Raw genomic sequence first — 14,383 nt, 5'->3', positions numbered from 1 at the left:
ATCACCAGAGATCTATATCACCGTCCAAGCCAGTAAAGCCCTTCTCGGCAGCAGTCGCTTCCCAATCATCGGATTCTGCCACCTGCTGCGCGTCGCTAACCACCGAAGGATCAGCCACTGCAGCCAAGTGGCCGCGTCTGCGGCCCGCGGGTTTCTCCTCTGGGCCATTCGACAGAGGGTCGGCCAAAGGGGTACGGTGAATAAGCAATCCCGTTCGCCGTGCCTGGCGCATGCGAGCTGCGGCGAGCATCTGGGCCACCTGCTCACGGGCCGGCATCATGTCCTCGAAATCGTCGATTTGCAGTGGGTCATTACTGCGCAAAGCCTCGATGGGCTTATGCAGGATGATCATCTGCCGTTCGTATACTTTTCGGTAAAGCGCAGGAGTAATTTTCTCGTCGTTCGATAGTGCGTACCACTGGGTAAGCATCATCAATTTTGCGAGGAAGTCAGTATTACCCTGGCTCAGGTCATACAAAGTTTCGTTAAGCTCGGACGTTAATTCGACTGGCTCCTGCGTCCAATTGTAGGCAAGGAAGGTTTGAACCAAAGCGCTCCATTCGTCATCCTGTATTCGGAATCGATCAAAATAATAGTCGCTCATGCCAAGGGCACGCCTAGCATTTCGAACAACCTTCGAGAAGAGTTTGAAGGTAGAGTTCGTCCCCGAGTAAACTAGCGGGATACCTGAGTCATTAGATAAAGTCAGGAAAAAGTTGAGAATGCGTTGTTTCGCATCAGCATCAGTTAGCAGATTTAAATTCTGTAACTCATCAATAATCAAAACACCAACATTGAAACTGCGGCTGAGCTGACTAACATGCTGAAGCAGCATACTGACACTCGCTCTTGGCTTCATGTACCTATCGGTGTAATCAGTGCCGATTGCTGCATCGAGGGCGGAAAAAAAAGAAGCACACAAACCACGTGGCGACCCATCGTGAGGGCAATCAACTTTTAACCAGACAACCTGCGTCCTTTTCAAGGCCATACCGGCATACCGCTTGTGGACAATCACCTGAGGGTAGGTCTTGACCAGGCTGTTTAGCAACGTAGTCTTCCCCATGCCGCTCAGCCCGAAGATAGCAAGCGAGGATGCAGAGGATTTGAAGCCACAATGACGCAGCTGGTCGTCATCAGCGGCGTGAAGCATGGCTACGGCGTCCCTATCCAACGGGTTTCGTGCGGTATAGCCGGCCCGGATTAGCTGACTGAGAGAGGCTTCGAATTGAAGATGCAGCTCCATAGGAACGACAATGTCACTAATGCGACTAACACAGTGTGCTCTGAGCTTCGCGCTCAACGCCATTTCAGCCGCGTTAGGAAATTCGGGAAAATTACAGAGCAGTTCGCCTATGACCTCATCTTCATGGATCGGGGGAAGCGCCTCAATCAGCGGATTGCCGTCATAGTGCGCGAGCCCCGTCGGGGTGTAAGTAGCAGGAGATGAGCGGATCATCATTCAGGCCTCTTGAGCTTGGAGGAGATCAAATTCAAAACGACCTTCTTGCGCGCTGTAGGCTCGCGCGTCGGGGCGTCTTGATCCGAGGGCTCAGCTGAGGGGGTCGATGAAGGTGACAAATCGTCAGTCGACAATCGGGAGAGGTCTGCACTGTCTGCTGCCCGAAGTACCCCTACCTCAGATCGGCGATTAGCCGTCTTATTGGCCTTTGCCGCAGCTTTGGAAGTCGGAGCAGGCGAATCCTGCTTCATTTTTTTCGCTTGCAGAGATATTTCATCGTTAGCATCTCTTGTCCGAGCTGCTTTATTAAGCCGGTCGTACTCTTTTTCAGGTGATACTTGCTTCAGAACAGCAATTCGGTCTTCGATCTCCTCTAGCCGGAATCCACTGTATTTTTCCTTCAGGTATTCAACTACTTCTAAGCGAACGAAGCCCGTTCCATCACGAATCCAAACATTATCTACGCTATTGGGGTCGTACCAAACTTTGAGCCTTTGCACGCCGAAGTTATGTGCTTTGGCAAACCATTCTTCGCGCTGAGCTAGATCGCATGTGTAATAGACACCTTTGAAGTAAATCCCCGCTCGGCGTATGGTCGCTAGCGCGGAGGGTAACAGACCAATCTTGATCTCAGTATCCGTGCGAGTTTTTAGCCTCAGGAGATTATTTTCCATCCCCCACTTCCAAATATCTAACGGATAGAGATCTATTTCATCTCGGACCATATCATTTGTGGCGAGATGTGGTAAATGCAAGGTTGCGTTGTGGTAAAGAACTTCATTAATAATGATGGCTGTGAATTGATCTAAATCATATTGAGCATCCAGCTGGTAATCGCGGTCACCACGCTCCATTCTTCGAGCGTCGACGCCACCCGGCATGAACTTAAGACTAAGCCCTTGATTAATGAGCTTGAAGCGACTCTCTACGATTGATTTCCAATCGGGTCTATAAGGTGGGGCAATTTTCAAAATCACATCCAGGGTGTTGGAGAACTCCTCGCCTGCATGACTCAGCAGTTCAGCCCGGTCCGCTGAAACCTCAGCCGGAATGTGATGGCAGGGCCATTGACTCTCTTCAATTGTTATGCCGTAGCGCTTGCAATAGTCCACTTTGCTTGTAAAAGCGTTGTACAAAGCATGGCGAGCACCCTCCCAGCTTGGACCCTCAAGTCCGACGTGCACACCCACGATCATGCGCGAATAGGCATCCACGACAATATAAAGTACCGGCCTGCCTATTATCCAGTTTCTATTCACACGATGAACGAGATAAATGTCTGCAATAGTGGCGTCAATTTCGTATCGATGTGCCGGGCCGGAGACGCCATCCACAGCAGACCCTTTAATAGCCCGATGGTCTTTAAGCCAGCGAATCTCACCGGCGTGAGATTTCAGTATAGACAAACGATCAAAGTATTGACCCGAGTAGCGTCTAAACTGGCTTATTGTGGGATGTTTTCCGCGTTTCACATCTCCGACGGCACCATCAGAATGAATCTCTCGATAATAGTTTTGAATCATCCAATCGAAAGACTTCTTAACAGATGACTCCTGCTTGTTGACATACCTTAGAAAGGAGGTCTCAATGCACGTTAGATCAAAGTCATTGATACGGATCGCTCGATCTTGCTTGACGATTCCACGGTAGAGCGGTGGTCTTCCTGGTTGAGCACCCTCCTTGTAGACCTTCCGTTTTCCTGGGCCTCCCCAATTGGTAGATTGCCAAAGGAATACGTTTTTTGACTGCCCATGCGCCCAATATCTATAAAGTAACCTGTAGATCATTGCTCGCGAAATATTTAGCCTAGCCGCATGGTCAGCTACGCGTTTGCCGAACTCACCATCAACAAATATATCACCCGCGTTTTTACTTTCTACGAGGTCTTTAATCAGCTCCCAAGATTTTTCACGCGACAGCTTTTCTTTATCACTGAGCTCGCTCTCATCCTTAAACATATAAGCTGCTGGGACGTCCTGTTCGACCCGTAAAATCCCCTGCCCCATCTCAAATGAGATCTCCTCGATGCCCACCACCACTGGTTTCTTCAAGGGGTACTCAAGTCCTATGATCAGCGCCAGCCCGGTGCTATGGTCGACGTCTAAAATCCTTGATACCGACTTTATCAAAGCGGATTCGAGTACAGGCACCAAGACATAGTTAATCGATAATTTCACAGTATGACCTCGCCCATAGATACCGTTGCGAAGGGCACCCTTAGCCCAATAAGCGGCTTAGAAATTCCGAGTTCATAATCATCTAGATTGACTATAATTCTTTTGTGCCAGATGAGATAGAAAATCAGCTCCTTAACCACTGCGTATTCGATGTAAACGTGCTGACTGATAAGCCTCAACAATCGTCGCAAAGAGATACTTTCGATTTCCGCGGAGTCAGCAGCACTTAAAAATAGCAGGATTTTCTGCACGTTGTTATCAGATGCAACAGATAGGGGTAAATTCGCATAACTTCTAAGGATAACAAGATTCTTGATCTTCATATGCGGAAGGTCTTCAAAGAAACAGAGCTTAGAGGCAACTCCACGCCGCGCCCAATACTCCTTCTCGATCTCCTGCTTTTCGAAGATGCGCTTTCTTTTCTCGACTGTTGCGTTAGCAATTTCACTTCGATATTTAAGTGAAACGGCGACAAGCCTTGAATCAGACCCGGGCCGAGCATAGCTCAGCATGAAATCTGCGGTAAAAACGAACGGCACATCCGTACCAATATACCGGGCGGGCTTAATATTTTTCTGCAGCGCAATGGCGTAGGTCTCGTCGTAGTCAATCAGAGGGAACTGCTCACGGATGTCCGTGATGTCTTGATTGAACTCCATTAAGACCAAGAACATGAATTCGCCGTTGGACAAGCAGTGATGTCCGCGAGCGACCCGGACCCCAGGAACAACTCTGGACGTTCCCCTGGAAGGAACCGAGCGGATTTTTAGCCAAGGCCGGTAGGACTCGCGTTCACCGCTGCCCACGCCTTTTTTGATCAGCTTCTCGAGGTAATCCCTGCTCACTAGCTGGCCCCGACGCGGATTGAAGGCCGCAGGAGGTGTCGGGTTAGGCTGGAAGGGGTTCATAGCGGTGCCAGCCTCGGAGCGCAAGATCGCTTCAAATCGACGATGCGGCCGCTAGACGGCCGCTTGAGGCCCGATTTTACGCCTCCGAGGGGCTTGTTACCTACTTAATTTCGCTTGTTACCTACTTAATTTTTTTTGTCACACCCTTTTTTATGAAGCAACACCACGTTTTATCCCAACAACCCCCCCATCACTCCACCGTCACCGACTTCGCCAAGTTCCGCGGCTGATCCACATCAGTACCCTTGAGCACAGCCACGTAATACGACAGCAACTGCAGCGGTATGGTGTACAGGATCGGCGCCAGGGCATCGGCGATGTGCGGTACCTGAACCACATGGGTACCTTCACCATTGCTCAGCCCGGCCTGCTCGTCGGCAAACACCACCAGCTCACCACCGCGGGCCCGCACTTCCTGCAGGTTGGACTTGAGCTTTTCCAGCAGTTCGTTGTTCGGCGCAACGGTAACCACCGGCATGTCGTTGTCCACCAGCGCCAGCGGGCCGTGTTTCAGCTCGCCGGCCGGGTAGGCTTCGGCGTGGATGTACGAGATTTCCTTCAGCTTCAGTGCCCCTTCCATGGCAACGGGGTACTGGGCACCACGGCCCAAGAACAGCGTGTGGTGCTTGTCAGCGAACAGCTCGGCGATTTTTTCGACGGTAGCGTCCATGGCCAGGGCTTCACCCAGGCGTGCCGGCAGGCGACGCAGTTCTTCGACCAGTTCGGCTTCCATGCCGGCCGCCAGAGTACCGCGCACCTGGCCCAGGGCCAGGGTCAGCAACATCAGCGACACCAGCTGGGTGGTGAAGGCCTTGGTGGAGGCCACGCCGATTTCCGGGCCGGCCAGGGTCAGCAGGGTCAGGTCCGACTCACGCACCAGCGAGCTGATGCCGACGTTACAGATGGCCAGGCTGCCGAGGAAGCCCAGCTCTTTGGCGTTGCGCAGGGCCGCGAGGGTGTCGGCGGTTTCACCGGACTGGGAGATGGACACGAACAGCGTGTCGGGCTGCACCACCACCTTGCGGTAGCGGAACTCGCTGGCGACCTCTACCTGGCAAGGGATCCCCGCCAGGCTTTCCAGCCAGTAACGGGCAACCATGCCTGCGTGGTAGCTGGTGCCGCAGGCCACGATCTGCACGTTGCGCACCTTGGCGAACAGCTCGGCCGCCTGTGGCCCGAAGGCCTGGACCAGCACGTGGTCAGTGCCCAGGCGGCCTTCGAGGGTGCGCTGTACCACGCGCGGTTGCTCGTGGATTTCCTTGAGCATGAAGTGGCGATACTGGCCTTTGTCAGCGGCTTCTGCCCCTTCGTGGTACTGCACGGTTTCGCGCTGAACCTCACGGCCACCCTGGTCCCAGATGCGCACCTGGTCACGGCGGATTTCGGCGATGTCCCCTTCTTCAAGGTACATGAAGCGGTCGGTGACCTGGCGCAGGGCCAGTTGGTCGGACGCCAGGAAGTTCTCACCCAGGCCCAAGCCGATGACCAGCGGGCTGCCGCTGCGCGCGGCCACCAGGCGGTCGGGTTGGTGGGTGCTGATCAGCGCCAGGCCATAGGCGCCATGCAGGCGCTTGACCGCTGCCTTCAGGGCGTCGGCCAGGTCCGGGAGGCTTTTGAGGGTGTGGTGGATAAGGTGGACGATGACTTCGGTGTCGGTCTGCGATGCGAACACATAGCCCAGCCCCTTGAGCTCTTCGCGCAGCGCTTCGTGGTTCTCGATGATGCCGTTGTGCACCACAGCCACTTCATGGCCAGAGAAATGGGGGTGTGCATTGCCTTCGGTAGGTGCGCCGTGGGTAGCCCAACGGGTATGGGCAATGCCCAGGCGCCCGGCAACCGGCTCGGCCACCACAGCGGCTTTCAGCTCGCTGACCTTGCCAATACGGCGGCGACGCTGCAGCTCGCCGTCCTGTGTCAGCACGGCCAGGCCTGCACTGTCGTACCCTCGGTATTCCAGGCGCTTCAGGCCCTCGATCAGGATGGCGGTGATGTTGCGCTCGGCGACTGCACCCACGATTCCACACATGTCTATTTACTCCTGGCTGATCGCGGCGCAGATCAGGTTGACGCCGCGGGCTTGAATTTGTTGGCGTGCCTCACTGGGCAGGCGTTCGTCTGTGATCAGGGTGTGCACCCTGCTCCAGGGCAGTTCGAGGTTGGGGATCTTGCGCCCGACCTTGTCGGACTCGACCATCACGATCACTTCACGGGCGACTTCGGCCATCACCCGGCTCAAACCCAGCAGTTCATTGAACGTGGTGGTGCCACGGCTCAGGTCGATGCCGTCGGCACCGATGAACAACTGGTCGAAGTCGTAGGACCGCAACACCTGCTCGGCCACCTGGCCCTGGAACGATTCCGAGTGGGGGTCCCAGGTGCCACCGGTCATCAACAACACCGGCTCGTGCTCGATTTCGCTGATGGCGCGGGCCACGTTGAGCGAGTTGGTCATCACCACCAGCCCAGGCTGGCGCCCCAGTTCAGGGATCATGGCCGCGGTGGTGCTGCCACTGTCGATGATGATGCGAGCATGCTCGCGAATAAGGCCAACCGCAGCACGGGCAATTGCCCGCTTGTAGGCAGACACCGGCTGGGCCGGTTCGACCAGCAGCTCCTGCGGTACCGGTACGGCACCACCATAGCGACGCAGCAACAGCCCGTTGCTCTCCAGCGCGGCCAAGTCTTTGCGGATGGTCACTTCGGAGGTATCGAAACGCTTGGCGAGGGCATCGACCGTCACCTCGCCGTGCTCGCTGAGCAGAGCCAGGATGTTGTGCCGACGCTGAGGTGTGTTTCGTTTCGACATTGGGCTGTTAAGTTTCGTTTCGAAAGATAATGGTTGCAATCAAAACCTAAGCCAGCGCGATCGTCAAGGTGTGGATAAAATTTCCTGACCAAAAGTAATGCAGCACCCCAGAAATAAAAAAGCCGACTTATTCACATAAATCGGCTTTGGCGTAGAAGGCTGTGGATAACTCAGCGCTTCTTGATTTTCTCCGGCCGCTTCCAGCCGCTGATATTACGCTGTCGGGCACGTGCCACGGCCAATTCACCCGCCTCGACGGCCTGATTGATGGTGGAACCTGCCGCAGTGGTTGCGCCGGCTTTGATTTCCACCGGTGCCACCAGCGAATTGTTGGAGCCGATGAACACGTCCTCGCCCATCACGGTCTTGAACTTGTTGGCACCGTCGTAGTTGCAGGTGATGGTGCCGGCGCCGATGTTGGTACGCGCGCCAACCTCGGCATCGCCCAGGTAGGTCAGGTGGCCCGCCTTGGCGCCTTCACCCAGGTGGGCGTTCTTCAGCTCGACGAAGTTACCCACATGGGCCTTGGCCTCCAGCACGCTGCCTGGGCGCAGACGGGCGAACGGGCCAGCGTCGCTGCCCTCGCCCATCACCGCGCCGTCCAGGTGGCTGTTGGCCTTGATGATCACGCCCTTGCGCAAGGTGCTGTCCTTGATCACGCAGTTCGGGCCAATCTGCACGTCATCCTCGATGACCACCTTGCCTTCAAGAACGACGTTGATGTCGATCAGCACATCCCGGCCCACGGTCACATCGCCGCGCACATCAAAGCGCGCCGGATCACGCAGCGTGACCCCTTGGGCCATGAGCCGACGGCCTTCTCGCAACTGGTAGTGACGCTCAAGCTCTGCCAGCTGGCGGCGGTCGTTGGCGCCCTGCACTTCCATGGGGTCGTGCGGCTGCTCGGTGGTCACCTCCAGGCCATCGGCTACGGCCATGGCGATCACATCGGTGAGGTAGTACTCGCCTTGGGCGTTGTTGTTGGACAACCGGCCCATCCAGTCGGCCAAACGTGCGGCAGGCAGGGCCAGAATGCCGGTGTTGCCCTCGTTGATGGCCTTCTGCGCGTCGCTGGCATCCTTGTGCTCCACGATGGCCGTAACCTTGCCGTCAGTGTTGCGCACGATCCGGCCATAGCCGGTGGGGTCCTGCAGCGTGACGGTGAGCAGCCCCAGGCGCTGCTCGCTGGCCTTGGCCAGCAGCCGTTGCAGGGTCTGCACTTCGATCAGTGGCACATCACCGTAAAGCACCAGCACCGTATCGGCAGTAAGAGCCGGCAGCGCCTGCGCCAGTGCATGGCCAGTGCCCAGCTGCTTGTCCTGCATGACGAAGTTCAGGTCGTCACTCGCCAGCCGTTGCTGCACCAACTCGGCGCCGTGGCCAACCACCACATGAATGCCCTGTGGCTGCAACTGCCGGGCGCTGTGGATAACATGGCCGAGCATGGAATTGCCGGCTACCGGGTGCAACACCTTGGGCAGCGCCGAGCGCATGCGGGTGCCTTGGCCGGCGGCGAGAATAACGATATCGAGTGACATTGACTGGCTACCAATCCTGGGCGGTCAGTGAAATGACCGGAGGGGAATTCGGAAAAAGAAAAAGGGTAGCCGAGGCTACCCTTTTACTCAATCGCAACAGCAGTGATCAGCGTGGGCCGATTACTTGCCTCTGCGCATTTGCTGGACGGTACGCAGCTGCGCTGCGGCCTCGGCCAGACGTGCGGCGGCGGCACCGTAGTCGAAGTCCGCGCCTTTCAGATTCAGGGCGTTCTCGGCAGCCTTGAGGGCTTCCTGAGCCTGCGCTTCATCCAGGTCTGCAGCACGTTGCACGGTATCGGCAAGCACCTTGACCATGTTCGGCTGAACCTCGAGGAAACCACCAGAGATGTAGAACACCTCTTGGGCGCCACCCTGCCTGGTCAGCGTGATCGGACCTGGCTTCAGATTGGTGATCAGCGGCGCGTGGCCTGGAGCGATACCAAGATCACCCAGGTTACCGTGCGCAACCACCATCTCGACCAGACCGGAGAAGATCTCTCCTTCCGCGCTGACGATATCGCAATGGACTGTCATAGCCATCTGCTTGCCTCAACCTGATAGCGCCCCTTGCGGGGCGCAGGAATTACAGTTTCTTGGCTTTCTCGATCGCTTCGTCGATGCTGCCGACCATGTAGAACGCTTGTTCTGGCAGGTGGTCGTAGTCACCTTTGAGGATGCCGCTGAAGCCAGCGATGGTGTCTTTCAGGGAAACGTACTTGCCTGGCGAACCGGTGAAGACTTCGGCTACGAAGAACGGCTGCGACAGGAAGCGCTGGATCTTACGAGCGCGGGCTACCAGTTGCTTGTCGGTCTCGGACAGCTCGTCCATACCCAGGATCGCGATGATGTCCTTCAGCTCTTTGTAGCGCTGCAGAACATACTGAACGCCACGCGCGGTGTCGTAGTGCTCGTTGCCGATCACGTTCGGGTCCAGCTGGCGCGAAGTCGAGTCCAGTGGGTCGACCGCTGGGTAGATACCCAGGGAGGCGATGTCACGGGACAGAACGACGGTGGCGTCCAAGTGGGCGAAGGTGGTCGCCGGCGATGGGTCGGTCAAGTCGTCCGCAGGTACGTATACGGCCTGAACGGAGGTAATCGAACCTTCCTTGGTGGAGGTGATGCGCTCTTGCAGAACGCCCATCTCTTCAGCCAGGGTCGGCTGGTAACCTACTGCCGAAGGCATACGGCCCAGCAGTGCGGATACTTCGGTACCGGCCAGGGTGTAACGGTAGATGTTGTCGACGAACAGCAGAACGTCGTTACCCTCGTCACGGAACTTCTCAGCCATGGTCAGGCCGGTCAGCGCTACGCGCAGACGGTTTCCTGGTGGCTCGTTCATCTGACCGTAGACCAAGGCTACTTTGTCGAGAACGTTGGAGTCCTTCATCTCGTGGTAGAAGTCGTTACCCTCACGAGTACGCTCACCCACACCAGCGAACACGGAATAACCGCTGTGTTCCATGGCGATGTTACGGATCAGTTCCATCATGTTTACGGTCTTGCCGACACCGGCACCACCGAACAGACCAACCTTACCACCCTTGGCGAACGGGCAAACCAGGTCGATAACCTTGATGCCGGTTTCCAGCAGGTCGTTGCCGCCCGCCTGGTCAGCGAACGAAGGCGCTGGCTGGTGGATACCGCGACGCTCTTCTTCGCCGATCGGGCCGGCTTCGTCGATTGGGTTACCCAGGACGTCCATGATACGGCCCAGGGTGGCCTTGCCGACTGGAACCGAAATGGCCGCGCCGGTATCGACAACGCCCAGACCGCGCTTCAGACCTTCGGTCGAGCCCATCGCAATGGTACGAACCACGCCGTCGCCCAGCTGCTGCTGAACTTCCAGGGTGGTTTCCGCGCCTTGTACTTTCAGCGCGTTGTAAACACTCGGCACGACGTCACGTGGGAATTCCACGTCGATGACGGCGCCGATGATTTGAACGATACGTCCGCTACTCATAGCTGGATCCTCTGAATATGTGAACCGTTAAACCGCGGCAGCGCCGCCGACGATTTCCGAGATCTCCTGGGTGATCGCAGCCTGACGCGCCTTGTTGTAGATCAACTGAAGCTCTTTGATCAAATCACCGGCGTTGTCTGTGGCGTTTTTCATGGCGATCATCCGGGCCGCTTGTTCAGCAGCGTTGTTCTCGACCACCGCCTGGTACACCTGCGACTCCACATAACGCACCATCAAGCCGTCCAGCAGCTCTTTTGCGTCGGGTTCGTACAGGTAATCCCAGTGGTGCTTGAGATCCTGATCCGGGGTTGCCACCAACGGTACCAATTGCTCGACCGTTGGCTTCTGGGTCATGGTGTTGATGAACTTGTTCGAAACCACCGAAAGGCGATCGATACGGCCGTCCAGGTAGGCGTCCAGCATCACTTTGACGGAGCCGATCAGGTCATTGATCGATGGCTCTTCGCCCAGGTGGCTGATCGCGGCTACAACGTTGCCGCCAAAGATGCGGAAGAAAGTCGCACCCTTGCTGCCGATCACGCACAGGTCGATTTCCACGCCCTGTTCGCGGTTTACGTTCATGTCCTTGACCAAGGCCTTGAACAGGTTGGTATTCAAGCCACCGCACAAACCACGGTCACTGCTCACCACGATATAACCAACGCGCTTTACAGGGCGCTCGATCATGAACGGGTGGCGGTATTCCGGGTTGGCGTTGGCCAGATGACCGATCACCTGGCGGATACGCTCCGCGTAAGGACGGCTAGCAGCCATGCGCATTTGTGCCTTGCGCATTTTGCTGACCGCCACTTTCTCCATGGCGCTGGTAATTTTTTGCGTGCTTTTGATGCTCGCAATCTTACTGCGAATCTCTTTTGCGCCTGCCATGTATCACCTATCAGGTTAGCAAGCGGGGGCCTGAGCCCCCGCTGCGGCTTACCAGGTCTGGGTGGCCTTGAACTTCTCGATACCGGCTTTCAGGCCTGCGTCGATTTCGTCGTTGAAGTCACCCTTCACGTTGATCTTCGCCATCAGTTCAGCGTGATCACGGTTGAAGAAGGCGATCAGCGCTTGCTCGAAGCTGCCGACCTTGGAGACTTCTACGTCAGTCAGGAAACCACGCTCAGCGGCGTACAGCGACAGCGCCATGTCCGCGATGGACATCGGTGCGTACTGCTTCTGCTTCATCAGCTCGGTTACGCGCTGACCATGCTCCAGCTGCTTGCGGGTCGCTTCGTCCAGATCGGAAGCGAACTGGGCGAATGCAGCCAGCTCACGGTACTGAGCCAGAGCGGTACGGATACCACCGGACAGTTTCTTGATGATCTTGGTCTGAGCGGCACCACCTACGCGGGATACCGAAACACCGGCGTTCACTGCAGGGCGGATGCCCGAGTTGAACATGGCCGACTCCAGGAAGATCTGACCGTCGGTGATGGAAATCACGTTGGTCGGAACGAACGCGGAAACGTCGCCAGCCTGGGTTTCGATGATCGGCAGCGCGGTCAGGGAACCGGTTTTGCCAGTCACTGCGCCATTGGTGAACTTCTCTACGTACTCTTCCGAAACGCGCGATGCACGCTCCAGCAGACGGGAGTGGAGATAGAACACGTCGCCTGGGTACGCTTCACGTCCTGGTGGACGGCGCAGCAGCAGGGAGATCTGACGGTAAGCAACGGCTTGCTTGGACAGGTCATCGTAAACGATCAGTGCGTCTTCGCCGCGGTCACGGAAGAATTCGCCCATGGTGCAACCGGCGTAAGGCGCCAGGAATTGCAGTGCGGCGGATTCCGAGGCGCTGGCAACCACCACGATGGTGTTTTTCAGCGCGTCGTTTTCTTCCAGCTTGCGAACGATGTTGGCAACGGTCGAACGCTTCTGGCCGACAGCCACATAAACACAGAAAATACCGGAGTCTTTCTGGTTGATGATGGCGTCGATGGCCATGGCGGTCTTGCCGATCTGACGGTCACCGATGATCAGCTCACGCTGACCACGGCCGACAGGGATCATGGCGTCGACGGACTTGTAGCCAGTCTGTACAGGCTGGTCTACCGACTTACGCCAGATCACGCCTGGAGCAACTTTCTCGACCGCATCGGTCTCGGTGTTGCCCAGCGGGCCTTTGCCGTCGATCGGGTTACCCAGTGCGTCGACGACGCGGCCCAGCAGTTCCTTACCAACCGGAACTTCCAGGATGCGGCCGGTGCACTTGGCGCTCATGCCTTCGGCGAGGGTGTCATAGGCACCCAGGATCACTGCACCTACGGAGTCTTGCTCCAGGTTCAGTGCCATACCGTAGACGCCGCCAGGGAACTCGATCATTTCGCCGTACATGACGTCGGCCAGACCGTGGATCCGCACGATACCGTCGGAAACCGAAACGACGGTACCTTCGTTACGGGCTTGGGAGCTCACATCGAGGTTGTCGATGCGGCCCTTGATGATTTCACTAATTTCGGAAGGATTGAGTTGCTGCATTGCTCTGCTGCCCCTTCAAACTCAAGATTTCAATGCTTCGGCCAGTTTCGCGATTTTGCCGCGAACAGAGCCATCGATTACCAGGTCACCGGCGCGGATGACGACGCCGCCAATCAGGCTGGCATCCTCCGACGCGTGCAGGCGCACTTCCTGGCCTAACCGTGCACTGAGAACCTTGGCGAGTTTGTCTTGCTGTTCTTGGTTCAACGCGAAGGCACTGGTGACTTCCACGTCCACGGATTTCTCTTGCTCGGCCTTGTACAGGTCGAACAGAGCGGCAATCTCCGGCAGAAGCAGGAGACGGTCGTTTTCCGCGGCAACATGAATGAAATTCTGTGCCTGTGCATTGAACTTGTCACCGCACACGTCAATGAACGTGGCGGCCTTTTCTGCGCTCGTCAGTCGCGGGGCCTTGAGCAGGCGCTGCATGGTGTCGTCTTGCGACACCGCAGCAGCCAGGCCGAGCATGGCTGACCAATTGGCCAGTTGCTGATGGGCCTGGGCATGCTCAAAGGCAGCCTTAGCGTAAGGTCGGGCCAACGTGGTCAGTTCTGCCATGATCGCCCTCGCTTAAATTTCAGCGGCCAGTTTGTTAACCAGCTCCGCATGCGCGTTTTGATCGATTGTGGCGCCAAGGATCTTTTCAGCACCGCCAACGGCCAGGGCACCCACTTGGGCACGCAGGGCGTCTTTAGCGCTGTTCAGTTCCTGTTCGATCTCGGCCAGAGCCTGAGCCTTCACACGGTCAGCTTCGACGCGGGCCTGATCACGGGCTTCCTCGACAAGCTGAGCAGCGCGTTTCTTGCTTTGCTCAATGATTTCGGCTGCCTGTGCTTTAGCTTCGCGCAGTTGCTGACCCGCTTTTTCTTGGGCCAGCTCCAGGTCACGAGCTGCGCGGTTGGCAGCGTCCAAGCCGTCGGCAATCTTCTTTTGGCGCTCTTGCAGGGCAGTGATGACCGGAGGCCATACGTACTTCATGCAGAAGAGTACAAAAATCAGAAAAGCAACGGATTGGCCAATCAGGGTTGCATTAATGTTCACGCCAACACCT

At 56.7% G+C, this 14,383-nt stretch carries 12 protein-coding genes; all 12 read right to left on the bottom strand.

The window, feature by feature from the left end; all coding sequences use genetic code 11:
* Window position 1: 1 nt before the first annotated feature.
* Window positions 2–1,462 carry an ATP-binding protein gene (locus IAE33_RS04670; protein WP_201162520.1) on the bottom strand — a complete coding sequence of 487 codons (1,461 nt, stop codon included), beginning with the start codon at window positions 1,460–1,462 and terminating at the stop codon, window positions 2–4.
* Window positions 1,459–3,639, bottom strand: a complete 2,181-nt coding sequence (locus IAE33_RS04665; RefSeq protein ID WP_201162518.1) for a Mu transposase C-terminal domain-containing protein — start codon at window positions 3,637–3,639, stop codon at window positions 1,459–1,461. The genes IAE33_RS04670 and IAE33_RS04665 overlap by 4 nt, the downstream gene beginning before the upstream one ends.
* Window positions 3,636–4,547 (bottom strand): TnsA endonuclease N-terminal domain-containing protein, encoded by a 912-nt coding sequence (locus IAE33_RS04660; protein WP_201162516.1) that lies wholly within the window; start codon window positions 4,545–4,547, stop codon window positions 3,636–3,638. Before IAE33_RS04660 ends, IAE33_RS04665 begins: the two co-directional genes overlap by 4 nt.
* A gap of 190 nt (window positions 4,548–4,737) precedes the next feature.
* Window positions 4,738–6,573, bottom strand: a complete 1,836-nt coding sequence (gene glmS / locus IAE33_RS04655; RefSeq protein WP_201162514.1) for a glutamine--fructose-6-phosphate transaminase (isomerizing) — start codon at window positions 6,571–6,573, stop codon at window positions 4,738–4,740.
* A 6-nt stretch (window positions 6,574–6,579) separates the two neighbouring features.
* A complete protein-coding gene (locus IAE33_RS04650; RefSeq protein ID WP_060480963.1) occupies window positions 6,580–7,353 on the bottom strand; it encodes a DeoR/GlpR family DNA-binding transcription regulator in 774 nt (257 codons plus the stop codon).
* A 170-nt stretch (window positions 7,354–7,523) separates the two neighbouring features.
* Complete coding sequence (gene glmU, locus IAE33_RS04645; RefSeq protein WP_201162512.1) at window positions 7,524–8,891, bottom strand: bifunctional UDP-N-acetylglucosamine diphosphorylase/glucosamine-1-phosphate N-acetyltransferase GlmU; 1,368 nt, start codon at window positions 8,889–8,891, stop codon at window positions 7,524–7,526.
* Between the two features lie 120 nt (window positions 8,892–9,011).
* Window positions 9,012–9,431, bottom strand: coding sequence for a F0F1 ATP synthase subunit epsilon (locus IAE33_RS04640; protein ID WP_028632808.1), 420 nt, complete (start codon window positions 9,429–9,431; stop codon window positions 9,012–9,014).
* A 43-nt stretch (window positions 9,432–9,474) separates the two neighbouring features.
* Window positions 9,475–10,851: a F0F1 ATP synthase subunit beta gene (gene atpD / locus IAE33_RS04635; protein WP_028632807.1), complete on the bottom strand. Its 1,377-nt coding sequence runs from the start codon at window positions 10,849–10,851 to the stop codon at window positions 9,475–9,477.
* Between the two features lie 27 nt (window positions 10,852–10,878).
* Window positions 10,879–11,739: a F0F1 ATP synthase subunit gamma gene (gene atpG / locus IAE33_RS04630; protein ID WP_028632806.1), complete on the bottom strand. Its 861-nt coding sequence runs from the start codon at window positions 11,737–11,739 to the stop codon at window positions 10,879–10,881.
* A 48-nt stretch (window positions 11,740–11,787) separates the two neighbouring features.
* Window positions 11,788–13,332 carry a F0F1 ATP synthase subunit alpha gene (gene atpA, locus IAE33_RS04625; protein WP_028632805.1) on the bottom strand — a complete coding sequence of 515 codons (1,545 nt, stop codon included), beginning with the start codon at window positions 13,330–13,332 and terminating at the stop codon, window positions 11,788–11,790.
* Between the two features lie 21 nt (window positions 13,333–13,353).
* The gene (locus IAE33_RS04620; protein ID WP_003253191.1) at window positions 13,354–13,890 is read right to left on the bottom strand and encodes a F0F1 ATP synthase subunit delta; all 537 of its coding nucleotides are present in this window, start codon (window positions 13,888–13,890) and stop codon (window positions 13,354–13,356) included.
* A gap of 12 nt (window positions 13,891–13,902) precedes the next feature.
* Window positions 13,903–14,373: a F0F1 ATP synthase subunit B gene (locus tag IAE33_RS04615; RefSeq protein ID WP_003260032.1), complete on the bottom strand. Its 471-nt coding sequence runs from the start codon at window positions 14,371–14,373 to the stop codon at window positions 13,903–13,905.
* Between the last annotated feature and the right edge of the window lie 10 nt (window positions 14,374–14,383).

This window comes from Pseudomonas sp. S60, from assembly GCF_016647865.1.
Taxonomy (GTDB): Bacteria; Pseudomonadota; Gammaproteobacteria; order Pseudomonadales; family Pseudomonadaceae; genus Aquipseudomonas; species Aquipseudomonas parafulva.
Note: the sequence above shows the minus strand (reverse complement) of the source record. Positions and strands in the feature narration are given on the sequence as shown.

Excerpts from the sequence above, each read along its gene's own strand:
- IAE33_RS04620 (WP_003253191.1), bottom strand. The coding sequence starts at position 13,890 with ATGGCAGAACTGACCACGTTGGCCCGACCTTACGCTAAGGCTGCCTTT.
- glmS (WP_201162514.1), bottom strand. The coding sequence starts at position 6,573 with ATGTGTGGAATCGTGGGTGCAGTCGCCGAGCGCAACATCACCGCCATC.
- glmU (WP_201162512.1), bottom strand. The coding sequence starts at position 8,891 with ATGTCACTCGATATCGTTATTCTCGCCGCCGGCCAAGGCACCCGCATG.
- IAE33_RS04660 (WP_201162516.1), bottom strand. The coding sequence starts at position 4,547 with ATGAACCCCTTCCAGCCTAACCCGACACCTCCTGCGGCCTTCAATCCG.
- IAE33_RS04640 (WP_028632808.1), bottom strand. The coding sequence starts at position 9,431 with ATGGCTATGACAGTCCATTGCGATATCGTCAGCGCGGAAGGAGAGATC.
- atpG (WP_028632806.1), bottom strand. The coding sequence starts at position 11,739 with ATGGCAGGCGCAAAAGAGATTCGCAGTAAGATTGCGAGCATCAAAAGC.
- atpA (WP_028632805.1), bottom strand. The coding sequence starts at position 13,332 with ATGCAGCAACTCAATCCTTCCGAAATTAGTGAAATCATCAAGGGCCGC.
- IAE33_RS04670 (WP_201162520.1), bottom strand. The coding sequence starts at position 1,462 with ATGATGATCCGCTCATCTCCTGCTACTTACACCCCGACGGGGCTCGCG.
- atpD (WP_028632807.1), bottom strand. The coding sequence starts at position 10,851 with ATGAGTAGCGGACGTATCGTTCAAATCATCGGCGCCGTCATCGACGTG.
- IAE33_RS04650 (WP_060480963.1), bottom strand. The coding sequence starts at position 7,353 with ATGTCGAAACGAAACACACCTCAGCGTCGGCACAACATCCTGGCTCTG.